Source organism: Yoonia sp. 2307UL14-13 (assembly GCF_037572755.1).
Classification (GTDB): domain Bacteria; phylum Pseudomonadota; class Alphaproteobacteria; order Rhodobacterales; family Rhodobacteraceae; genus Yoonia.
In genome coordinates this window covers 99,839-123,317 of sequence record NZ_JBBIFZ010000004.1, presented here as the reverse complement: position 1 = coordinate 123,317, position 23,479 = coordinate 99,839, and the positions used below count along the sequence as shown (strand labels likewise).

20 protein-coding genes are annotated in these 23,479 nt (G+C 57.1%); 14 read left to right on the top strand and 6 right to left on the bottom strand.

The genetic code is table 11. The annotated features are described in order from the left end of the window. Positions 1–32 precede the first annotated feature (32 nt). From V8J85_RS11855 to V8J85_RS11845, 3 genes are all read right to left on the bottom strand, one after another. Positions 33–1,139 (bottom strand): TRAP transporter substrate-binding protein, encoded by a 1,107-nt coding sequence (locus V8J85_RS11855; RefSeq protein WP_339953957.1) that lies wholly within the window; start codon positions 1,137–1,139, stop codon positions 33–35. 44 nt (positions 1,140–1,183) lie between these two features. Beyond that, a complete protein-coding gene (locus V8J85_RS11850) occupies positions 1,184–2,209 on the bottom strand; it encodes a hypothetical protein (RefSeq protein WP_339953956.1) in 1,026 nt (341 codons plus the stop codon). Between the two features lie 103 nt (positions 2,210–2,312). Then, a complete protein-coding gene (locus V8J85_RS11845) occupies positions 2,313–3,869 on the bottom strand; it encodes a phosphate ABC transporter substrate-binding/OmpA family protein (RefSeq protein ID WP_339953955.1) in 1,557 nt (518 codons plus the stop codon). Positions 3,870–4,249: 380 nt separating this feature from the next. Between V8J85_RS11845 and V8J85_RS11840 the strand changes: the two genes are divergently transcribed. From V8J85_RS11840 to V8J85_RS11820, 5 genes are read left to right on the top strand one after another with little or no spacing between them, the layout of a single operon-like run. Continuing rightward, the gene (locus V8J85_RS11840; protein ID WP_339953954.1) at positions 4,250–4,924 is read left to right on the top strand and encodes a transglutaminase-like domain-containing protein; all 675 of its coding nucleotides are present in this window, start codon (positions 4,250–4,252) and stop codon (positions 4,922–4,924) included. A 51-nt stretch (positions 4,925–4,975) separates the two neighbouring features. Further along, complete coding sequence (locus V8J85_RS11835; protein WP_339953953.1) at positions 4,976–6,403, top strand: circularly permuted type 2 ATP-grasp protein; 1,428 nt, start codon at positions 4,976–4,978, stop codon at positions 6,401–6,403. Between the two features lie 4 nt (positions 6,404–6,407). Then, positions 6,408–7,349: an alpha-E domain-containing protein gene (locus tag V8J85_RS11830; RefSeq protein WP_339953952.1), complete on the top strand. Its 942-nt coding sequence runs from the start codon at positions 6,408–6,410 to the stop codon at positions 7,347–7,349. Positions 7,350–7,357: 8 nt separating this feature from the next. Then, complete coding sequence (locus V8J85_RS11825) at positions 7,358–8,155, top strand: transglutaminase family protein (protein ID WP_339953951.1); 798 nt, start codon at positions 7,358–7,360, stop codon at positions 8,153–8,155. Between the two features lie 38 nt (positions 8,156–8,193). After that, complete coding sequence (locus V8J85_RS11820; protein WP_339953950.1) at positions 8,194–8,934, top strand: proteasome-type protease; 741 nt, start codon at positions 8,194–8,196, stop codon at positions 8,932–8,934. Between the two features lie 38 nt (positions 8,935–8,972). Here V8J85_RS11820 and carB read toward each other — a convergent pair whose 3' ends face one another. After that, positions 8,973–12,290 (bottom strand): carbamoyl-phosphate synthase large subunit, encoded by a 3,318-nt coding sequence (gene carB, locus V8J85_RS11815; protein ID WP_339953949.1) that lies wholly within the window; start codon positions 12,288–12,290, stop codon positions 8,973–8,975. A 162-nt stretch (positions 12,291–12,452) separates the two neighbouring features. Here carB and V8J85_RS11810 point away from each other — a divergent pair, with 162 nt between their 5' ends. From V8J85_RS11810 to V8J85_RS11800, 3 genes are all read left to right on the top strand, one after another. Continuing rightward, positions 12,453–13,127, top strand: coding sequence for an HAD family hydrolase (locus V8J85_RS11810; protein ID WP_339953948.1), 675 nt, complete (start codon positions 12,453–12,455; stop codon positions 13,125–13,127). 68 nt (positions 13,128–13,195) lie between these two features. Continuing rightward, positions 13,196–14,980 carry an aspartate--tRNA ligase gene (aspS, locus tag V8J85_RS11805; RefSeq protein ID WP_339953947.1) on the top strand — a complete coding sequence of 595 codons (1,785 nt, stop codon included), beginning with the start codon at positions 13,196–13,198 and terminating at the stop codon, positions 14,978–14,980. Continuing rightward, complete coding sequence (locus tag V8J85_RS11800; protein ID WP_339953946.1) at positions 14,980–15,456, top strand: DUF1993 family protein; 477 nt, start codon at positions 14,980–14,982, stop codon at positions 15,454–15,456. Before aspS ends, V8J85_RS11800 begins: the two co-directional genes overlap by 1 nt. Here the strand turns inward: V8J85_RS11800 and V8J85_RS11795 are convergent. Beyond that, positions 15,453–16,169, bottom strand: a complete 717-nt coding sequence (locus V8J85_RS11795; RefSeq protein ID WP_339953945.1) for a response regulator — start codon at positions 16,167–16,169, stop codon at positions 15,453–15,455. The genes V8J85_RS11800 and V8J85_RS11795 overlap by 4 nt on opposite strands. Before the next feature lie 128 nt (positions 16,170–16,297). Between V8J85_RS11795 and mce the strand changes: the two genes are divergently transcribed. Beyond that, a complete protein-coding gene (gene mce / locus V8J85_RS11790) occupies positions 16,298–16,702 on the top strand; it encodes a methylmalonyl-CoA epimerase (protein WP_339953944.1) in 405 nt (134 codons plus the stop codon). 33 nt (positions 16,703–16,735) lie between these two features. Here mce and V8J85_RS11785 read toward each other — a convergent pair whose 3' ends face one another. Continuing rightward, positions 16,736–18,331 (bottom strand): GMC family oxidoreductase, encoded by a 1,596-nt coding sequence (locus V8J85_RS11785; protein ID WP_339953943.1) that lies wholly within the window; start codon positions 18,329–18,331, stop codon positions 16,736–16,738. A 109-nt stretch (positions 18,332–18,440) separates the two neighbouring features. Here V8J85_RS11785 and V8J85_RS11780 point away from each other — a divergent pair, with 109 nt between their 5' ends. From V8J85_RS11780 to fnrL, 5 genes are all read left to right on the top strand, one after another. Further along, the gene (locus V8J85_RS11780) at positions 18,441–19,673 is read left to right on the top strand and encodes a TRAP transporter substrate-binding protein (RefSeq protein WP_339953942.1); all 1,233 of its coding nucleotides are present in this window, start codon (positions 18,441–18,443) and stop codon (positions 19,671–19,673) included. Positions 19,674–19,774: 101 nt separating this feature from the next. Then, positions 19,775–20,437, top strand: a complete 663-nt coding sequence (locus tag V8J85_RS11775) for a TRAP transporter small permease (protein WP_339953941.1) — start codon at positions 19,775–19,777, stop codon at positions 20,435–20,437. Then, entirely contained in the window at positions 20,437–21,813 is a 1,377-nt protein-coding gene (locus V8J85_RS11770) for a TRAP transporter large permease (protein WP_339953940.1), read from the top strand. The genes V8J85_RS11775 and V8J85_RS11770 overlap by 1 nt, the downstream gene beginning before the upstream one ends. Positions 21,814–21,821: 8 nt before the next feature. Beyond that, positions 21,822–22,601 (top strand): IclR family transcriptional regulator, encoded by a 780-nt coding sequence (locus V8J85_RS11765; RefSeq protein WP_339953939.1) that lies wholly within the window; start codon positions 21,822–21,824, stop codon positions 22,599–22,601. A gap of 91 nt (positions 22,602–22,692) precedes the next feature. After that, entirely contained in the window at positions 22,693–23,412 is a 720-nt protein-coding gene (gene fnrL, locus V8J85_RS11760) for a transcriptional regulator FnrL (protein WP_339953938.1), read from the top strand. The last annotated feature ends 67 nt before the right edge of the window (positions 23,413–23,479 follow it).

Here is a 23,479-nt window from a genome sequence, read left to right as displayed (position 1 = left end):
CAGGCCCCTCACATGGGGCCTGTCCATTTTTATCATACTTCTGCGAACAATTCTGCAGCGCCACGCTTGGCCAGATATTCTGCCTGACTCATCGGTTCGGCCTGGCCGACCAATGCCCGGTAGGCGTCATAGCTTTCGACGATACGACGTCCCATCTCATCATCATCGGCCACGCTGGCAGTTACCTCGAAAGACACGCGCGCCAACTCATTCCAGACATCATCTGGCAGGCGGGTCGGCTTGACACCGGCTTCGGTCAGCAGTTGCACCAAGGCCAAGCCGTTATTTCCGTAGTAATCTGCTGTATGGTTCGTCAGTTCTGCCTCTGTCACCGCGGTGATCAGGTTGCGGTCGACGTCTGACAGGTTGTTCCAGAAGTCGATGTTAAAGCCGCAGGAAGCCGTCGTGCCGGGTTCGTGAAAACCAGGGTAGATGTAGGTCGACAGCAGCTTCTGAAAGCCGAATTGCAGATCGTTGTAAGGGCCGACCCATTCGGTTGCGTCAATCGTGCCTTCGAACAAGGCTTCGACGATGCCGCCGCCGGGAAGAACGACGGCGTTCGCGCCCATCTTGCTGATCACCTGACCGCCAAGGCCGGGCATCCGCATGGTCAAACCAACGAAATCATCCTTGCTGGTGATTTCCTTGTTGAACCAGCCACCCATCTGGACGCCGGTGCCACCGACGGCCAGCGCCTTTACACCAAACCCAGCGTTCAGCTCGTCCCACAGCTCTTGCCCGCCTCCGAACTTCAGCCAGGCGGCCTGCTCCACGGATGTCAGGCCTAGCGGAACCGTAGTAAAAAAGTTCATCCCGCGATGCTTGCCTTGGAAATAGTACTCGGCCGAGTGATACATCTCGATCTCGCCTGTACTTGCAGCGTCATGGACCCCGAGCGGCGGCACTAATTGACCAGCAGGATAAAGCTCGACGTTCAGTCGTCCTTCGCTGCCGATGGTGATCCCTTCGGCGACGCGGGCCGCGCTATCGGCAAGGCCGCCCAGGCCCGACGGCCAAGAGGTTGCCATGCGGATGGTGATGGGCGCGCCCTGTGCGACGGCAGGTGCAGCCAGCGCTGCGGTTCCTGCCAGGGCTGCACTACCGCCCAGCATGACCCGACGGCGCGATAGTGTTTTCATCTTTGTGCGATCGTTCAACATGGGTTTGCTATCCAGTTCACTCATCATTGGGACAATGCCTGTTTGCGGCCCAGGAAGTAGGCGGTTTCGCCGATCTCGCTCCAACCAGCAACGTCACTAATGAAATAGAGGTAGGCGTCTGCCGTGTCGGCAGCGACGTCGCCAGCATCGAACATACCGGTCATCACTGCATTCGCAGCGGTGATTTGCGCATCCCAAATATCCTGCGGCATCGCTTGTGCTGTGACGGTGGCGTCTGCGATGGCGGTCACGTTCCTATGCAGAGCCAGTGCCCGCTGTGTGCTGTGCTCGGCCATGATACACCGCTCCAGGAGCATGCGATCGGACTCTGGCAGGTTTGACCATGTTGTGATGTTCACCCCAAGGTTCAGCATGGCCGACGGACGCCCTGCATTCGGCGTCGCCATGTGAGGGAAGGTTTCGAGCAGACCTGCAGCGGCCATTTGCGTGATGCTTAGCCCTTCGATTGCAGTCGCACCACCAAGGTCAGTGGCCGACATGACATCCACGGTGTTGCCGACACCCATCTCGGTCAGGACATTCAGGCCCAAACCAGCAGAGACCACGGTGCCGCCAATAAGATCGGACAAGCCCTGAAGTGGTGCGCGTGACCAAATAGGCATAGCGCCATCATCACCGGCGATAAAAGCCTTGATCCCAAATTCCTCGCCTAGAAGGTCCAGCATGAACCGGCCGTCGGCGACCAGAACCCAGCTTTCCAACTCGCTCGCGCTCATGCCGCCAGGCATTGCTGCAAACAGGCCGAAGGCCGGATTGCGTGCGACGAAAGCGTCAGAAGAGGTCAGGTACATGTCGGACCCACCGCCCGATACCCCATCGAGAAAGCCAGCGGCATCGGCAGCATCGGATGCCGCGACCTCGATCGTGATACGATCGCTGGATACTTTTGCAACGCGCTCGGCCAATGCATTGGCGGCGTCAGGGCGATCGGTTACCAGCGACAATGCTAGCCTGTTCTGTGCAGTCGCTGGTACGGCGAGTACTGATGCCGATGCAAGTCCCGCCCCCAGTAGTGTTCTGCGTTTCATATCAAACGTTTCCTTGTTTCAGGCAGGCTTCTGCCAAGAAATTGCGATCCGCAGGTATGACCAGTCTGCCATTTCTGGACTGACTATCATACCCTTTCGGTTGTTATTGCAGCCAGATTTCCACGCGCCGGTTGCTTTCGCGGCCATCGGCGGTGTCGTTACACCCTACGGGCGCAAGTGGACCGTAACTCGATACCGAAATCCTGCCGGCCAACGCATCGCCACCAAGGCTGCCAACAAGCGCGTCGCGGACGCTGGTTGCGCGCCGTAGCGCCAGCCTCTCGTTCAGGTCAAACCGGCCTACATCATCGGTAAAGCCGATGACGAGAATTTCACGATTGCGCGCCTCTTCGCCGCTCAGATAGGATACCATCCGTTGAACGTCGCCCTGCGATCTGCTGTCAAGACGGGCAGAGCCGGATGTGAAACGGAAAGTGGTCGACAGGCGATCTGCCGTGGCCAAATCCTGTGCAAAGCGCTGCACCAGATCAAGTGTGCCGCCGCTACCGGCGGACAGGATCGCAGACGTCATGCGTGTCCCTTGCAAGCTGATCGGCTGCGGTTCGATCGACAAATCGACATAACCCGCTTCTTCGATCAGCGGTTGTGCTGACGCAGATGCGACGAAGTCGAAGAAATTCGATTGCGGCGCGGTCATCTCAGCGTCGGCTGTATAGGCATATACCCGCTGGCTGAGAGGGTACTCTTCCGCTTTGATCGCAAAGTTGCTGGCATAGGCCAAGGGGCCGCAGGATTGACGAATAGGCAGAACATCGGCGTCACCACTTCCGGACAAAGATGTGACCGTTATCGCGGATTCATCCGCAGCGACAGTGGTCGCGGCTTGACTTTCGCTTTCCGCGCGCTCTGCGCTTCGGCGCAGGCGTACGCGGTTCGGGTCCAGAACCAATTCGGTGAATGCGTTGTCGAGCGCCGTGCCTTCAGCCGGGAGGAGCATTCTGATCGGCTCATTCTCGCCGCCGATTTCGGACCAGTTTCTGATCCGGCCAGCAGCGATTTGTGCAAGTTCCTCAAGCGAGACTGACCGTACCGGGTTGTCTGGATGGACGACCGGCACCAACGCATCCAGCGCAACAACACGTTCACGTTGCGGGTCGCGCAAGTCAACCTGCCCTGCCGATACGACCTGTTCGGCGACTGCGGCCGGAACAGCGGTGGTCGTCATGTTTACGTCAACCGTGCCGGCAACAAGTGTCTGGAATGCGGCGGCACCCGCCTGATAGGTCAGGGTGACCTCGCCTTCGACGTCGGTCATCGATGTGTCGCGCAATTCGACACGCGCGACGTTTCCCTGATCATCGGGGAAGGTCAGCCCTACCTGATTTTGTGTTTCGGCATAACCATTCGCCAGGCTGCGCAGCAGTGCACCTGTATCGGCATCGTTCACTGCAACCCGTATCTCAAGGCCTTCCAATCCACCAGGGCAAGCTTCACCCTCGCAAATGGTGGTTTGGCGCGATAGCTGAAGTTCGCCGATATCACTATTCAACACCAGCGTCGTTTCATCAAATGAAACCAGTTCTCCGGTGATGGTGATCGATCCATCAGGACTTGATACTGTGACCTGATCAGCGAATACATAAGCTGGCAAAGCGACCATGCAGGCAGACAAGGCCAAGTTTTTTCGAAAAGCATTCATGTGTGGTAACCCAATTCTAACTCCCATGACTCGAAAGAGGCAGTCATAAACTATAGGTTTTGATGCCGCGTCAGTTAGGCGACAATATGTTTGAATTAGGCCATATTATTGGTCGCATCTTTTTATGTCTCGTGCTTGACTGGTGTTTCATTTCACAATGAATGAACGCATAGTTTCCCGTCTAAGCCAGACAATTCTCAAAGCGAAATCAGCCCTGAACGAAATATGGAAACAACCCTGGTCTTTCACGACTGGAGAACTGGCAAAACATGTTGATCAAGGTTAACGCTTGTCTAGACTATCATGTCCCACAGGCTTGCAACATACTTCTGCAAATAACTGTCGCCGACTATCCCGGGCAAAGCGTCATTGCCCAGTCTTTGCTGATAAATGATGCCGCGGCGTCCCATCGGATTGCCGCAGAAGATGATGTCGGCCATCGCTATTGGACACTGCAAGTCGATGGCCTGCAGTGCGTCTATGACGCCCGCATTGAGATCTGGCGAGAGCGCATCGATCTGATGCTGCTTGAGGCTGTCCCGCTTCAGCGGATACCGGCCCCTGTCGTGAAGTATCTGATGCCCTCACGCTATTGCCACCCCGAGGTGTTTTTCGACTTTACGGCTCAGACCTTTGGCGCGCTTTCAGGCGGCGCGTTGATCCAAGCGATGAGTGACTGGATCGCCGGGAACTTCATCTACGATCCGCTGGCGACACATCCGACAACCACCGCAACGGATAGCTTTCGTGATCGCCGTGGTGTGTGTCGGGACTATGCGCAAACATTGATCGCGATGGTGCGTGCCGTCGGCATACCGGCACGGATCGTCAGCGCTTATGCACCCCACGCAGAGCCTCCGGACTTCCACGCGCTTGTCGAGGTCTATCTTGATGATACGTGGCACATGATCGACCCGACCGGCATGTCTCGACCCGATGAAGTTGCGCTGATCGGGGTTGGTCGCGACGCGGCTGATATCGCTTTCATGACGTCGTTCGGATTGGTCGAGATGAAAAATCAGGCGGTTTCGGTCGTTGAGCATCAGGGCAACTAAGCGTTTCGTCCAATAGCTTGCTCTTAGAGCAAGACTCGTTACGCTATCGAAATGACTGAGAATAAAAGCCATTTCGATGAAATGCATCAACCTGCCGATACTGTTCGGGAACCTTACAGCGAATACAAGCAGTGGTTCATGGGGCAAGACCCCGTCCGACTGACCAAGAAATCGAAGGAGGCCGAAGCGTTTTTTAGACGCACAGGCATCACCTTTAACGTCTACGGTCAATCGGAAGCGCAAGAGCGCCTGATCCCGTTTGATTTGATCCCACGGATCATATCCAACCGCGAATGGACACGTCTTTCTAGGGGGATTGAACAGCGCGTCAGGGCGATCAATGCCTTCCTGCATGATATCTATCACCGGCAGGAAATCTTGCGGGCGGGCGTCGTACCGCCGCACTTGATCGCGCAGAACGAGGCTTTTTTGCCGCAAATGATCGGTGTTTCTCCGCCCGGTAACGTTTATACCCATATTGTCGGTACTGACATTGTGCGCACGGGCGAAGATGACTTCTTTGTACTTGAGGATAATGCGCGGACGCCGTCGGGCGTATCCTACATGCTGGAAAACCGGGAAACGATGCTGCAGATGTTCCCCGAGCTGTTCAGCCAGGTCAAGGTTCAACCGGTCAGCGATTACCCCAAGAACCTGCGCCGGTCCCTCGCCGCCAGTGCGCCGCAGGGCTGCCACGGTAAACCCACAGTGGCCGTTCTGACGCCCGGTATTCATAACTCGGCCTATTTCGAGCATTCGTTCCTGGCAGACCAGATGGGTGTCGAACTGGTCGAAGGGCAGGATTTGCGCGTGGTCGATGGGCGTATCGCGATGCGCACCACCCAAGGATATCAGAATATCGATGTGATCTATCGTCGGGTCGATGACGAGTTCCTCGATCCGCTAAACTTCAAACCCGAATCCATGCTGGGTGTTCCGGGCATCATGGATGTCTATCGCGCCGGAAATATCACAATCGCAAATGCGCCAGGGACAGGTATCGCGGATGACAAGGCGATTTATTCCTACATGCCTGAAATCGTTGAGTTCTATACAGGTGAAAAAGCGATCCTCAAGAATGTGCAAACCTGGCGTTGTTCCGAGCCAGAGACGCTGAAATACGTTTTGGATAACCTTGCCGATCTGGTGGTGAAAGAGGTGCATGGTTCGGGCGGCTACGGGATGCTTGTCGGGCCTGCAGCCAGCAAGAAAGAGATTGCGACCTTTGCCACCAAGCTGAAGAAAAACCCGGCCAATTACATCGCTCAGCCCACGCTATCGCTCTCGACGGTTCCGATCTTCGTCAAAAAGGGCTTGGCACCGCGCCACGTGGATCTACGCCCCTTTGTTCTCGTCTCCCCCAATGGCGTGAATATCACACCCGGCGGCCTGACCCGGGTTGCGTTAAAAGCGGGGTCGCTTGTCGTTAATTCCAGTCAGGGCGGCGGCACCAAAGACACGTGGGTGCTGGAGGAGTAGGGCGATGCTGGGAAGAACTGCGGGCGGCGTCTACTGGATGTTTCGCTATCTCGAACGGGCCGAAAACACTGCACGTCTGGTCGAAGCGGGGTTTCGCATCGCGCTGACCCGATCGTCGGACAGCGCATCGGAATGGAAATCCGTCGTGACCACTGCTGGTGTACGACACAATTACATGGCCAAGCACGATGCCTTCACGGGACCGGACGTGATTGACTATCTTTTGCGGGATACCTCGAATCCGTCCAGCGTTCTGTCGGTGATAGACATGGCGCGGACCAACGCACGAATGGTCCGTACGGTTCTGACGACAGAGGTTTGGGAGGCCGTTAACGAAACTTGGATGGCGTTGAAGGACCTACTGAAGCGACCCATCCGAGAAACGGAATTGCCGACGATCCTAGGTATGATCCGGCGACAAAGCGCGCTGGTCCGCGGGGCGTTGCATGGCACGATGCTGCGGAACGATATCTTTGATTTCGCCCAGATCGGCACCGCGCTGGAACGCGCCGACAACACGGCGCGGATCATCGACGTTAAGTATTATACGCTGCTTCCCTCGGCGAGTTTTGTGGGCTCGCCGCTGGACAACGTCCAGTGGGAAACGATCTTGCGCTCCGTCTCGGCCCATCGGTCCTTCCGCTGGCTCAATCAGGACGATATGACATCATCAAACATCGCCGAATTCCTGATCCTTGACAGTCGTTTTCCCCGGTCGCTCTCTTTTTGTTGCCGGAATATCGATGAAAATCTGGGTTATCTGTCTAAGGATTATGGTGAGCCGCGTGATTGCAACGGCCTTGTGGAAAAGCTGCGTGACAAGTTGCGTGCCCACGACATTCACGCGATTTTCGAGGCTGGGCTTCACCAATTTATTGGCGACTTCATCCGCGACAGCAACGCGATCGGGCGGCAGATCGAACAAGACTACAGATTTAACGGATAGGCAGGTTGATGCGGCTGAAGATCAAACACACCACCAGCTATACTTACGATGCGCCGGTCTCGTATGGGCTTCAGCAGGTGCGGCTGACGCCCACTGACAATGCCATGCAGAGGGTGCTGAACTGGAAAGTCAGCATCACCGGCGGTCGCGAAGAACTTTCGTTTGCTGACCATTTCAAAAACCTGACTATCCTCCTGCAGGCTGACCCAGAGCAAACCGCTGTCGAAGTCACTGCCGAAGGCGAGATCGAAACGCGCGACACCAACGGTATTCTGGGCAAGGTCTACGACGCCGCGCCCCTTTGGCTGTTCCAGCAACCTACACCGCGGACAACTCCCGGTCGGGGTATTCGCAAGCTGACCAAGGTTGTGGGTGGCGGTGATGATCTGTTGTCCAGCCTGCATGATTTGTCCAAGGCAATCGTCGATGCGGTGCCTTACGGTCTTGGCGACACGGGCACCCGCACGACGGCGGAAGAGGCGTTGGGTGCTGGTCGTGGGGTCTGTCAAGATCACGCCCAAATCTTTATCACCGCTGCGCGCGAGGCGGGCGTGCCCGCGCGGTATGTCAGCGGTTACCTGATGTTGAACGACCGGGTGGATCAGGACGCGAGCCACGCCTGGGCCGAGGCGCATCTGGATGATTTGGGGTGGGTCGGTTTTGACGTTTCGAACGGAATATCACCGGATGAGCGCTACGTCAGGGTCGCCATTGGCCGCGACTCGCGCGATGCTGCGCCAATCTCGGGCATGCGACTGGGCAATGCGGATGAGGCGATGATTGTCGCCTTGCAAGTGCAACAGTAATATCGCCCGAACAATAATGATTCCGATTGGGCAGTTATATGACCTATTGCGTTGGCCTCCGCCTGAATAAGGGCCTTGTTTTCATGTCCGACACGCGGACCAATGCGGGCGTCGACAACTTTTCGGTTACGAAGAAGTTATTCAAGTGGGAAATTCCTGGCGACCGCGCGATCACCATTCTGACGGCAGGTAACCTGGCGACCAGCCAGGCGCTGATCAGCCTTTTGGAAGAAAGGTCCAAAACGGCATCCGAACGCAACCCGACGATCCTGGAACAGCCAACGATGTTTCAAGTCGCCCGCCTTGTCGGCGCGACATTGAAAGAGGTGATCGACGAAAGCGGGGTCGACGGACAGGAGTCCAGCGCAAAGTTCCGCGCTTCGGTCATCGTCGGTGGGCAGATCAAAGGCGGTGAGCCGACCTTGTTCCTTGTCTATCCTGAAGGCAATTTCATCGAGGTCACGGACGATTCCCCATTCTTCCAGATCGGTGAGACAAAGTACGGCAAACCCATCCTCGTCCGCGCCTACGACCCCGAGATGAGCTTTGAAGATGCGATCCGCCTATTGATGGTTTCGATGGACTCGACGATCAAGGCCAATCTGTCGGTAGGCCTGCCGCTGGACATGCAAGTTTATGAAAAGGGCAGCTTCCGGATTGGAGCACAAGCGCGTATTGCGGTGGATGATCCATATTTCGCAACTGTTTCAGAGGGTTGGGGCGATGCCCTGCGGGCAGCATTAGAGCACCTGCCCCAATTCTCATTCAACCAAAACTGATCGGTCATCCGGCCTGATCACCTCCGAACCGCTGCCGCCTAGCCCTGCAATGCTCTTACCCCGACATCTCCCTCATCCCGCGCTTGCATGGCGAGCACAGCGGCATGCGCTGCGGCGGCGGTCGTGAAGTAAGGTATTTTGTCGTAAAGGGCGACGGCGCGGATCGAACGGCTGTCTTCGACTGCGGCAGCGCCCTCGGTCGTGTTGAAGACCAGTGCGATGTGTCCGTCTTTCAGCCGGTCGACGATTGTCAGACCGCCCTCGTAGACTTTGTTCACCACTTCGCAATCAATTTTGTTTTCAGTGAGCCAGGCGGCGGTGCCGCGTGTGGCCACGATATTGAACCCTAGTTTCAGGAGTATTTGCGACGCTTCCAACATGTCCGCCGTCTTGTCCGCGTCCTTGATCGAGATAAAGACCGTGCCCGCGTCGGGCAGGTTGGTGCCTGCACCTAACTGTGCCTTGAGGAACGCGCGGGGGAAGGACCGGTCCCAGCCCATAACCTCTCCGGTGGAGCGCATTTCGGGGCCGAGGATCGTGTCGACGCCGGGGAAACGGGCGAAGGGCAAAACGGCCTCTTTCACGCTGAACCACGGGGTTTTCGGGTCGGCAAGGGTGAAGGCATCGCCCAGGGGCAAAATCTCCATCGGGTTGTCGGTGACCGGGTAGGGGTCGCGCAGCGGGAAGTTCGACAGTGGTTCACCTGCCATCAGCCGCGCGGCGATAGAGGCGATGGCGCTATCCGTCGCCTTTGCCACGAAGGGTACGGTGCGGGAGGCGCGGGGGTTGACCTCGATCAGGTAGACCTCTTCGTTTTTGACGGCGAACTGGATGTTCATCAGGCCGACGACGTTCAGCGCCTTGGCGAGTTTTTCGGTCTGCGCGCGGATTTCGGTGATCACTGCGTCGGACAGTGAATGCGGCGGGAGCGAGCATGCGCTGTCGCCGGAATGCACGCCGGCCTCTTCGATATGCTGCATGATGCCTGCGACATGGGTGTTTTCGCCGTCAGACAGGCAATCCACGTCAACCTCAACCGCGCCTGACAGGTAGCTGTCGAGCAGGACGGGGCTGTCGCCTGACACCACCACAGCGTCAGAAATGTAGCGGCGCAGCTGGTCCATATCGCGCACGATTTCCATTGCGCGCCCGCCCAGCACGAAGGACGGGCGGATGACAAGGGGGAAGCCGATGCCTTCGGCGATGTCGAGCGCTTCGGAGTCTGAATGGGCGATGCCATTGTGGGGCTGTTTGAGGTCGAGTTTCTGGACAAGCTGCTGGAAACGCTCACGATCTTCGGCCAGATCAATGCTGTCGGGCGAGGTGCCGAGGATCGGAACGCCCGCATCGTTCAGCGCATTCGCCAGCTTCAGCGGCGTCTGACCGCCGAATTGGACGATCACGCCGTGCAGCGTGCCGTTTTCCTGCTCGACCCGCAGGATTTCCATGACGTGCTCAAACGTCAGCGGTTCGAAGTACAGCCGGTCGGACGTGTCATAATCGGTACTGACTGTTTCGGGGTTGCAGTTGATCATGATGGTCTCGTAGCCCTGATCGGTCAGGGCAAAACAGGCGTGGCAGCAGCAATAATCGAACTCGATCCCTTGGCCGATCCGGTTGGGACCGCCGCCCAGGATGACGACCTTTTTGCGATCAGAGGGCCGCGCCTCGCATTCCGCGTCGCCCATGACGGGCGTTTCGTAAGTGGAATACATATAGGGCGTCTGCGCCTCGAATTCCGCGGCGCAGGTGTCGATCCGCTTGAAAACGGCGGTGACGCCGAGGTTATAGCGGGCCTGTCTGATCTCATCTTCGGTCTGGCCGGTGAGTTCGGCCAGGCGGGCGTCGGTGAAGCCGAGCATTTTTATGGTGCGCAGCGCGTCTTCGGTGACGGGCAGGCCGTTGACGGTGATTTCGGCCTCGGCCTGGATGATTTCGCGGATACGGGCGAGGAACCATGGGTCAAATTTGGTGACGGCAAAGATGTCGTCATCGGACAACCCGTGCCGCATGGCTTGCGCGATAACGCGCAGGCGATCGGGCGTCTGTTTCGCGAGCGCCTTGGTGATGGCCGCCTTGTCTGGCGCCCCGGGAATATCGATATCGTCAAAGCCGGTGAGGCCGGTTTCCATCGACGTGAGCGCCTTTTGCAGCGACTCGTGGATGGTGCGGCCGATGGCCATGGCCTCGCCCACAGATTTCATAGCGGTGGTGAGATAGGGTTCCGCGCCAGGGAATTTCTCGAAAGCGAACCGGGGGATTTTGGTGACGACATAGTCGATCGTCGGCTCGAACGAGGCGGGGGTGACGCCGGTGATGTCGTTGTCCAACTCATCCAGCGTGTAACCGACCGCCAGTTTCGCCGCGATCTTTGCGATCGGGAAACCGGTCGCCTTCGACGCCAGCGCCGATGACCGCGATACCCGCGGGTTCATTTCGATCACCACCATGCGTCCGTCATCGGGGTTGACCGCCCATTGCACGTTGGATCCGCCGGTTTCTACCCCAATCTCGCGCAGCACGTTGATGCTGTGCGTTCGCATGATCTGGTATTCCTTGTCGGTCAGCGTCAGGGCCGGGGCGACGGTGATGCTGTCGCCGGTATGGACGCCCATCGGGTCGACGTTTTCGATGGCGCAGACGATGATGGCGTTGTCGGCCTTGTCGCGGACAACCTCCATCTCGAATTCTTTCCAGCCCAACAGCGACTGGTCGACGAGGATCTGCCCGACGGGGGAGGCATCCATGCCGGAGCGACAGAAATGGATATATTCTTCGCGATTGTAGGCCACGCCGCCGCCGGTGCCGCCCAGGGTGAAGGCAGGGCGGATAATGGCGGGTAGGCCGATCTCCTCCAGTGCCTCAAGGGCGATTTTCACACCCGCGTCCAGGTCGCCATCGGGGGCAGTGACGATTGTGGCCTTGGGATTTTCAATGCCCAGCCGGTCCATCGCCTCGCGGAACAGCTTGCGGTCTTCGGCCATTTCGATTGCTTCGCGTTTGGCCCCGATCATTTCGACGTTGAACTTGTCCAGCACACCCATATCGGCCAGCGCCAATGACGTGTTCAGCCCGGTTTGTCCGCCCATGGTGGGCAGCAGCGCGTCGGGCCGTTCCTTTTCGATGATCTTGGCGACGACTTCGGGCGTGATCGGCTCGATATAGGTCGCATCCGCCAGCCCCGGATCGGTCATGATCGTCGCCGGGTTCGAGTTGACGAGGATGACGCGGTAGCCTTCTTCGCGCAGTGCCTTGCAGGCTTGCGCGCCAGAATAGTCAAATTCGCAGGCTTGTCCGATAATGATGGGCCCCGCGCCAATGATCATGATCGACTGGATGTCGGTGCGCTTTGGCATGGCAGTGCCCCTCAACGTGCAAATTGTTGGGGGTTATAGGCATGGGGCGGGCTTGTGCAAGACGGTTTCGGCGGTGCCGCGGAGGTTCTGCCCGAAAAACTGGAAACCATTTCGATTGTCTTACGTTGAGAAAGGTGATGCAGCAATGAGGAGGCTCCCAAAATGCAAAAGGCTATCTTTTTCGGTGCCATTGGGACGTTGGTCGAAACGTCCGACCTGCAAAGGCGAGCCTTTAACCAGTCTTTTATAGAGATGGGGCTTGATTGGTATTGGGATACCGCGACTTACGCTGATTTGTTGACACGATCCGGCGGTGCACGCCGCGTGGCCGATTTCGCCGCTAACCTGGGTGAGCAGGTGGATGCTGATACGGTCCACGCCCGTAAGGTTGCGATTTTCGATGAGATGCTGCGCCGAGAGGGTCTGCGCCTGCGCGAAGGTGTACGGGACGTAATTGACACCGTACATAATCGCGGCCTCGCATTGGGTTTTGTCAGCAGCACGAGCGAAGAGCAGATCGAAGCGATTTTCGCGGCGCTCGGTAATGAATTGGACAGCGCGGCATTCAATTTTATCGCTGATAAAAGCATGGTGTCACGTGTCAAACCCGACCCGGAGATTTATGAAATCGCCTTGGACCAACTGGGCATAGCCAAAGATGAGGTGATTGCGATCGAGGACTCGCCCGAGAGCGCAGAAGCCGCCTTGCGGGCGGGATTGATGACATATGTCACGCCCGGCGCGTTGCATGTCCGACATGACTTCCCGGCGGAAGCTGTCATTCTATCCACGCTCTCGACCGACATTTTGGAACAGCAGCGGATCGCGGCAGAGTAGCGCTGCTTGACTTCACTAGGTGAAACGGGTGTATCGGGCGAAATTGCTTTGCCCGAGGGACACCGATTATGCATGCCTACCGTTCGCACACCTGTGCTGACCTGACCGCCGCCCATGTGGGCGAAACCGTTCGTTTGTCGGGCTGGGTCAACAGAGTGCGCGACCACGGTGGCATTCTATTCATAGATTTGCGTGACCATTACGGGATCACACAAGTACTGTGCGACCCGGACTCGGCTGCGTTTTCTGCCGTAGAGGCGGTACGATCCGAGTGGTGCATCCGGATCGACGGTGAGGTGAAGGCGCGCGATCCTGAACTGGTGAACCCCAAGCTGCCGACTGGGGAAGTTGAGGTTTTTGTGCGCGAGATCGAGGTTTTGGGCCGTGCCGCCGAACTGCCGTTGATGGTATTCGGCGATCAGGAATATCCGGAAGAAACCCGTCTGAAATACCGCTACCTGGACCTGCGCCGTGAAGCGATGCAGGAGAATATGAAGCTGCGGTCGGATGTCGTCGCCTCGATGCGCAAGCGGATGTGGGATACCGGCTTCCGCGAGTACCAGACGCCGATTATCACGGCATCGTCGCCCGAGGGCGCGCGCGACTTTCTGGTGCCGTCACGTCTGCATCCCGGCAAATTTTATGCGCTGCCGCAGGCACCGCAGCAGTTCAAGCAGCTGATTATGGTGTCGGGCTATGACAAGTATTTCCAAATCGCGCCTTGCTTCCGCGATGAAGACCCGCGCGCGGACCGTTCGCCCACTGATTTCTATCAGCTGGATATGGAGATGTCGTTTGTCGAGCAGCAGGACGTGTTCGACACGATTGCGCCGGTGCTGGCAGGCGTGTTCGAGGAATTTGGCGGGGGTCGTAAAGTCGATGCGCCTGCTGAATGGCCGCAGATTTCCTATCGCGACGCCGCCCTATGGTACGGCACGGACAAGCCCGACCTGCGCAATCCTATTAAAATGCAAGTGGTCTCCGACCACTTTCGCGATTCAGGCTTTGCGATATTCGCAAAGCTGTTGGAGCAGGATGGCACCGAAATCCGCGCGATCCCCGCGCCGGGTGGCGGGTCGCGGAAGTTCTGTGACCGGATGAATGCCTTTGCCCAGAAAGAGGGGTTGCCGGGGATGGGGTATATCTTCTGGCGTGATCAGGGGCAGGGGATGGAAGCCGCTGGCCCGCTTGCGAAAAATATCGGACCGGAACGGACGGAGGCCATTCGTCAGCAACTCGGGCTTGAGGTCGGCGATGCTGCCTTCTTCCTCGGTGGCAAACCCAAGACGTTCGAAACCGTTGCGGGCAAAGCCCGCACGGTGATCGGCGATGAACTGGGTCTGACGAACACGAACCGTTTTGCCTTTGCGTGGATCGTGGATTTCCCGATCTACGAAAAGGATGATGAGACCGGCCGGATCGATTTTGAACACAACCCGTTCTCCATGCCGCAGGGCGGTATGGACGCGCTGACAGGCGACCCGCTGGACGTGCTGGGTTTCCAGTATGACCTCGCCTGCAACGGCTATGAACTCGTGTCGGGCGCAATCCGGAACCACCAGCCCGAGATCATGTTCAAGGCGTTCGAGATTGCCGGTTACGGCGAAGACGAAGTGCGCAAACGCTTCGGCGGGATGGTCAATGCATTCCAATATGGCGCCCCGCCGCATGGCGGTTGCGCGGCTGGGATCGACCGGATCGTGATGCTGCTGGCGGATGAGGCGAATATTCGTGAGGTCATCATGTTCCCGATGAACCAGCGGGCCGAAGACCTGATGATGGATGCACCGTCCGAGCCACAGAACGAACAGCTGCGCGAATTGCGGCTGCGTGTGCTGCCACCGGAAAGCTGATGTTTGCCGCGTCTGTTCCTGTCGCTTTGCAAGCGCTGGATCAGGCGCAGGTTTTGCTGGACAAGACTCCGCCCACGCTGATGTCGGCACGTTTGGCGCCGGGGATGTTCGATCTTTCAGAGCAGTTCGGGATTGTGGCCGGGTTTGCGCTGCGGGCGACATATCCGTTGGTGGGACGCGATGTGCCTAAGCTAGAGGGCGATCCGGCGACCCGACTCTTGCGAGTGCGGATATTGACGGATGATCTGGCAGAGGCGGATTTCATAGGGGCAGCGGAGCGGCAGATCACACACCGAGCGGGCTTTGCCGATCTGACCCAATCGGGCGAGGACTACCTGAAACATTTCGCCCTGCCGAACCTGTGGTTCCACCTATCGATGATCTACGCCATCTTGCGGGCAAATGGTGTGGATGTCGGTAAAGCCGATTTCGACGGATTACATTCCTACCCGGATGGATTTGTTTTTGAAGATTAGACTCGCCCGCCTGCAGTAAGCCTGGACTGAACCAAAGCCGACAATCGGCTGACTTCATGAATGGAATCCTGTCCGGCGCGTCGGCGTTGGACCAGAGCGCGAACGGCTTGATCGAGGTCGTGATCCTCGGCACTGCGCGCCACGCTGCCCAAAAACTGCGTCACGTAGCCGATATCGTGATCTGCATCATTATCGTTGAGAACCGCGGCGATATGGTTCAAGTCGTCTTGATAGGCGATCGGATCCGGGTGGACGCTTTCAGTGCTGACGGCGCGCGGGGCAGGTGGTTGCCGGTCAGCAGGTAGATGCTGCAAAATGGCCGACTGAAAAGCGGCGATGCTGGCAATGGGTTTCGAAAGGAAACCATCGGCACCAGCGGAAATAACTGCACCCTGCGCTGTCGGATCGCCGCTTGTGCCAAGAATAACATCAATCCGCGGCGACGCGGCAGCCAAGGTTTCGATCAAGGCGAGGCCCGATCCGTCGGGCAGACCCAAATCGACCATCAGGACAGAAGGCCTGTATATCGCCAAGTGTCGCTTCGCCGTCTCCAAACTATCCGCCCGCCGAATTCGGGCGCCGGAGCGCAGGCAAAGCAATCGCAACGACTCACTGGCAAAGCGGCTATCCTCGACCACCAACACAGTCAGACCCAAGAGCGGACGTCGGGCGGTGGGTGCGGGCGTCATCATCATATGTTCCAGAGGTTCCATCGCGATTCGCTCCTTCGGTTCCTAGCAGGTTCGTATTCTTTGCAGGACAAGGTGAATCGAATCTTAAAGTCATTCCCGTTGCACCGTTTGCTGCGCTGCGGCATAAGGTTGGAAAGAGGAGAAATTGTATGATCGGTCGTCTCAATCACGTTGCCATTGCCGTCCCTGATCTAGATGTGGCGAGCGCGCAATACCGCACGATGTTAGGGGCGGATGTCGGCGATCCGCAGAATGAACCGGATCATGGGGTGACCGTGGTTTTCATCAACCTACCCAACACGAAAATCGAGCTGCTGTACCCGTTCGGCGACGCCTCACCAATTCAGGGCTTTCTCGACAAAAACCCGTCCGGTGGGATTCACCATGTCTGTTATGAAGTGGACGACATCGTAGCCGCGCGTGATCATCTCCTGGCTGAAGGTGCGCGCGTATTGGGAAATGGCGAGCCGAAAATCGGTGCTCATGGCAAGCCGGTGCTTTTCTTGCATCCCAAAGATTTCAACGGGTGCTTGGTGGAGTTGGAACAAGTCTAAGGGGAAGGCCCCGGACCAAGTCCGGGGGGTGCATCAAGCATCTTCAAGGATCAAATCCGACGCCTTTTCCCCGATCATGATCGCGGGGGCGTTCGTGTTACCAGAAACGATTTCGGGCATTATAGCGCAATCGGCGACGCGCAGGCCTTCAATGCCGTGGACTTTTAGTTTTTCATCTACGACCGCCTCCCTACCTTGCCCCATTTTGCAGGTACCGGTCGGATGATAGATTGACGCCGTGTTGTTGCGTGCCCAATCCAAAGTCGCCTCATAGTCGTTAATGTCGAGGTCGGGGTGCGGGCGGAACTCGGTGCTGATCTTGGTTGTGAGCGGCGCATGGCGCGCGATGCTGCGTGCAATATTCACACCGGCGACGATGGTCTGGCAATCCGTTTCGGTCGACAGGTAATTCGGAATGATCTTGGGATATGTCTTGTGATCATTGCCTTGCAGCCTGATCTCGCCTTTGCTTTCGGGGCGGAGCTGACAAACCGACATGGTGAACGCCGAAAACTTGTCTGCACCCTTGCCCGGATTTTCGGCCGAAAGCGGTTGCACGTGGAACTGAATGTCGGGCGTTTCCACATCTTCGCGTGTTTTCATGAAACCCGTTGCAAGGCTTGCGGCCATTGTCATCGGCCCGGCACGGAACATCAGGTATTTCAGACCGATGCGTGCCTGACCCCAAAGCGTGCTGACCTCGTCATTCAGCGTGGGTTCGTTGCATTTATAGACAAGGCGGGCCTGTAAGTGGTCCTGGAGGTTTTTGCCAACGCCGGGCAGGTCGGCGACAACGTCTATCCCATGTTCAGAGAGTTGCGCCGCCTCACCCACACCCGACAGCATCAGGATCTGCGGGGAGTTGATGGCACCGCCAGATAGGACGACTTCCTTGCCCGCCTTGACGGTATGACGCCTGCCGCTGCGGTCGGTATAGACAACGCCGGTTGCGCGCTTGCCGTCGACAACGACTTTTTCGACCTGTGCATGTGTGATGATCTGCAGGTTGTCACGAGACTTTACAGGATTGAGATAGGCGACAGCCGCACTACAGCGCCGGCCGTTGCGTGAGGTCAGTTGAAAAAAGCCCACACCCTCCTGATCCGCCCCATTATAATCTGGATTGAATTTGTAGCCTGCAGCCTGTGCCGCGGCGACCCAGGCATCCGTGATCGGTCGCTGGATACGCATGTTCGATACGGAAAGCGGCCCTTGGTCACCGTGGAATTCATCGGCGCCGCGCTCGTTGTTTTCGGCCCTTTTGAACAGCGGGAGCACATCATCCCAGCCCCAACCTGCATTGCCCATCTGCCGCCAGCGGTCGTAATCCTGAGACTGACCGCGCACGTAAAGCAGACCGTTTAGCGACGATGAACCGCCAAGAACTTTGCCGCGTGGCCATTCGATTGACCGCCCGTTGAGGCCCGGATCAGGCTCTGTCTTATAACACCAATCGACTGAAGGGTTGTGGATCGTCTTGAAGTATCCAACCGGAATATGGATCCAAGGGTTAAGATCGCGCCCGCCGGCTTCGAGCAGTATAACCTTGTTTTTTGGGTCCGCGCTCAGCCGATTGGCCAGCACACATCCCGCCGATCCGGCCCCGACAACCACAAAATCCGCTTCCATGATCAGATTCTCCCCCTAATCTGGAAAATACTTCTATGCAGAACGGCCAGACTATACTAGGCTTTTTTGAAACCAATAGTCTCAATAATTGACATCTAGGGAGGAAGTCATGGGAGTGAGCAACAAACTAAGCCGCATTTCGCGGCGCGATTTGTTCAAAGTAGCAGGGACTTACGGGATGAGTTCGACGCTTCTGGCGGCGGGCACATTCGGTGGGGCGATGAGCCTTGGCAGTTTGGCCAAAGCGGCAGAATCGACTTATGAAAAGCGCTTTGCGAAAGAGGCCAAGCACACGTTGAAATTCGGCGCTGCCGGTTTCAACCAGCGCAACCTGCTGATCGAGCGGGCAGGGTGCCTTGAATTCGCCCGCGACCTCGAAAGCCGAACGGATGGTGAAATCCGCATTGAGTTCATTGGCGACAATCAAATCTGTAACCAGCTGTCCTGTGTCGAGAAAACACAGCAAGGTATCGTGGATATCTATGCAGCTTCAACGCAGAACTCGGCTGGTGGCGCGCCTTATCTGAACGTGCTGGACTATGCTTACATATTCCGTAGCCGGGCTGATCAGTACCATTTTATGTACAGCCCGAAGAGCCAAGAAGTTCTGCGTGATCCGTTCGAGCAGCGTCACGGCCTGAAATTCCTGTTCAGCCACGCTGAATTGCGCGGCATCCAGTTGGGCCTGTCCTGGCAGGATCGTGACACTGTCACCAGCATCGATCAGTTGAACGGCACTAAAAACCGCGTGACCGGCACCCAACTGGGCCGGATCGCGATGCAGGCACTGGGCCTGAATCCTGTGCCGATTGCTTGGGAAGAAACTCTTGATGGTCTCAAGCAGGGTTTGATTGATGGTGCCGAAACATGGGCATCGGCGGTGGCCTATGCCAACATGTCGCCTGTCGTCAGCCAGTGTGTGGATTTGAAATTCTTCTGCGGCACTGAACATACGGCGATGTCGGCATCTGTCTTTGACGGTATGGAAGGCTATCTGCAGGACGCGATTATGGAATCCGCATATCTGGCGCAGGTCCATGTGCAGGCCGCGAACGAGGCCGCCCTAGTCAATACCGTCGGTTTCTCGAACCCGCAGTTGCCTGGCACGATCTTTGCCCGCGATAACGTGCGTCTGGCCACGCTTTCGGATGAAGAGATCAAGAAGGCCGAGGAAATGTGTTCGCCCGAATTCCAGCCGCAACTGTGGGAACAGTGGCGCGAGCGGATTAACGGTTGGGCCGGTGGTATCGACACCTATCAAGAGATCTATGACGAGGTCCGCAAGATCCCTGCCGACACGTTGGCTGAAAATGTCGAGCCGCGCCGTTGGTGGAAAGCCTAAACTAAGCCTAAGATGGAAAGGGCCAGCGCGACTCAATGCGTTGGCCTTTTTTGACGGACGAGCCGGGCGAACCGGCCTGATGTGGAGGGGAGGCCATATCCATGTGGAGCGATTTTGTATCCATTTTCAGCGCGTTAGCTTCTCAGGATTCTTTCACGATCAGCTCGGCTTTGCGGAGTAATGCAGCCTGGCCTTTTGGAGTTCTGGTGACGCTGGTTGGCGGATTACTGGTCATGGCGTTGTACCGGGCGGTGCCACTTATTGACCGGCACCTCGAGAAAACCATCATGGTCTGGAGCTATCTGGCCATCGCCTTCATCATCTTCTGGGGCGTCGTTGACCGGTTTATCTTCAGCAATCAGCAGCCTTGGTCCACGACGATACCGCCCTTCCTTTTCATGATCATGGCATGGTTCGGGGCGGCGTATAACGTACGGCTGCGGACGCATTTGAGTTTTAGCGAATTTCGCACGCGGATGGGGCCAACAGGGCAGATAGCTTGTCTGATCCTTGATGCGATCCTCTGGTTCGGACTGGCTGTGATCGTGCTGACGACGACGTTGCGGCTGACCGCCAATTCGGCATCGAATTTTCAGATCGTGCTGGGCACCGACAATGTCATGCAGTGGTGGTTCATTGCGACTATTCCCGTGGCCTTCATCATGCTTGCCGCGCGGGTCTTTGAAAACCTTGGTGATGACATCGCGAACTATCGCAACGGCGAACCACTGATCAAACAAGCCGTCATCGGGGGGGATGCGTGATGGATACCGGAACATGGGTCACCATCATTTCGCTTGGGGTGACATTCTTTTTCATGCTGGGCGTGCCGGTTCTGCTGGTCATCGCTTACTGGGTCGTCGGGTGTTCATTCGTGTTGGGCCTGACACTGGACAATATGGGGTCGGAATTGTTGAACGTGTTCAACAAGGGATTTGCGCTGTTGGCGATGCCGCTGTTCATCCTGACAGGTGACCTGATCAACAAATCCGGGATCGCGCGAAGGCTGTCGGATTTCGCCTATTCCTGCCTGGGTTGGATCAGGGGCGGTCTGGCGATGGCGTCGCTCGGTGCCTGTGGTCTGTTTGCCGCGATTTCCGGGTCGAATTCGGCCACGACAGCGACAATCGGGTCCATGTTGCACCCAGAGATGGTCAAGGGCGGTTATGACGAACGCTTTTCTGCGGCCACGGCCGCGGCGGGCGGGACGGTCGGGATCATCATACCACCATCAATCATCTTCATCGTCTACGGATTCCTGATGAATCTGCCGATTTCCGATCTGTTCATCGCAGGGATTATTCCCGGTACGATGATGGTTGTCGGCATGCAGATTGCCTGCTTCCTGATCTGCTGGAAGAATGGCTGGGGCTATCTGATCCCGCTGCAGCTGCTGCGTGTTCTGAAAACAGCATTTGGTGCATGGCTTGGTTTCTTTGCCATCGGGCTGGTGTTGTGGGGGATCTACACCGGTAAGTTTTCACCCACCGAGGCCGCTGGCGTGACGGTAGGCTTTTGTATCATCGCAGGTCTGCTGAGCTATCCCGCCAACAAATTGATGGGGACCAAGGCAGATACACCAGTCGAGCAAAAAGGCTGGGCCGAGATGGCGACGGTCGAAGGGTTCAAGATCTGGGAAGTGCCGTCAATCGTTGTGCGTTCCGCCCAGATCTCGGGCATTCTTGCGCCGTTGATCGCCATTTCGGTCGTGATGCAGCAAATCCTGTCGCTGCTGGGGGCGCAGTCGGTTATCAGCGATTTCGTGACCTCTATGGGTGGACCCACGGCCGTGCTTTTGACCGCGATGGTGATTGTCTTCATTTCCGGTATGATCCTGGAGAGTTTGCCGGTGACGATCATTCTTGCCCCGATTTTGGCACCGATTGTGACGTCGACGGCATTGTTCGGGGCGGATGCGGTTGATCCAGTCCACTTCTCGGTGATCTTCCTCGTGGGGGCGTCCATCGGGTTCATCACCCCGCCATACGGGCTAAACCTTTATGTGGCGTCGGGGGTGACGGGCGTGCCGTATTTCCGTCTGCTGCGTTACACGTTCGCCTATCTGGCGGCGCTGATCAGCGTATGGTTCATCGTGGCATTTGTGCCGGAAACCGCCCTGTTACTGTTGCCTGACCGATAACGGATGAAATGACCGAACAGAGTGCTGCTGATACAACGGGCCAAATTCCCACCAATCTCCGGCTCCTGATGCTGCTGGAGGAGGTGGCCCGCGTCGGCGTACCTGTTACACCGTCCGCCGTGAACGAAACCCTTGGCTTGCCCAAGCCCACGATTCACCGGCTATTTGCCACGGCCGAGGCGGAAGGGTTCTTGCAGCGCGATATCGACGGGCGGTCCTATAGCCCCGGACGCCGGATGCGGTTATTGGCGACGAATACGCTGTCATCGGAACGGGTGCGCACCGTACGGCTGTCGATCCTCAAGGCCCTGGCGACAAAGATCGGTGAGACGTGCAATATCGCGATCCCAGAACGGGATGGCATGTATTATCTCGACCGGGTTGAAACACACTGGCCGCTGCGCATTCAGATGCCGATCGGAACACAAGTCCCGTTTCATTGCACCGCCAGCGGCAAGATGTATTTGTCGACACTACGCACTGACTACCTCGACCGACTTTTGCAGAATGGTAGTTTCGAGAAAAAGACCGATCGCACGATCACCGACTCAAAAGAGCTGCGTGAAGCTTTGGCCGTAACCCGCACGCAGGGCTATGCGACCGATGATGAGGAATTCATGCAAGGTATGAGCGCGGTTGCGGTACCGATTCTTGACGATCGGGGGCGTCTTTTGGCAACCCTATCTGTGCATGCTCCTAGACCAAGATCTAACCTTACAGATCTGATCGGACATCTGCATGATTTGCAACGGGCCGCACTTGAACTGGGGGCGATGGCAGGGCACTGATCCGATGCAAAACGCGCGGCATTTCCGCGCATGGTTGTCGCCGGCTATTTGCTAAATGATCCCGACAAGACCACCGGACAGGGAACTTGTGATGACACTTGCCGTACCAGAGCTGAAATCCTGCCAGAATTGCCCCATACGCTATAACGCTATTTGTTCAAAGTGCGAACCGGAAGAGTTGGTCACGCTGGAACAGGTGAAGTATTATCGCTCATTTACGGCTGGCCAGCCGATCTTTTTTTCGGGTGACCCGTTGGAATTCGTGGCCTCGGTCGTCAATGGTGTCGCCAGCTTGACCCGTACAATGCCGGATGGTCGTGTGCAGATGGTCGGCCTGCTCTTGCCTTCAGACTTTATCGGCCGTCCAATGCGCGAAACGATCAACTGCAATGTGCTGGCCGAAACCGATGTGACACTTTGCTGTTTTCGACGCAAACCGTTTGAACGTCTCATTAAGCAAACGCCGCATGTGGGTGAGCGCCTGTTGGAAATGACCTTGGATGAGTTGGACGCCGCCCGTGAATGGATGCTTGTGCTCGGCCGCAAGACAGCACGCGAAAAGATCGCGTCATTACTTTGCATGATCGCCAAGCGGATGGCGTCTTTGAGACCAGCTGACGGGCGCAAAGTCACTTTCACGTTGCCCATCACCCGCGAGACGATGGCCAACTACCTCGGTCTGACCATCGAAACCGTGAGCCGTCAAATGTCGGCGTTAAAGAAAGATGGGCTGATCGCATTTGATGAGCGGCGTGACATTACAGTGCCCGATCTTGATGTGCTCGAGGAAGAGACCGGAGAGATGGCCTGACGCCATTTGTCAGATATCTGGTCATCGTCTTTGAAATGCTTTGGGGCAGAAACCTGATTAAGCAGTC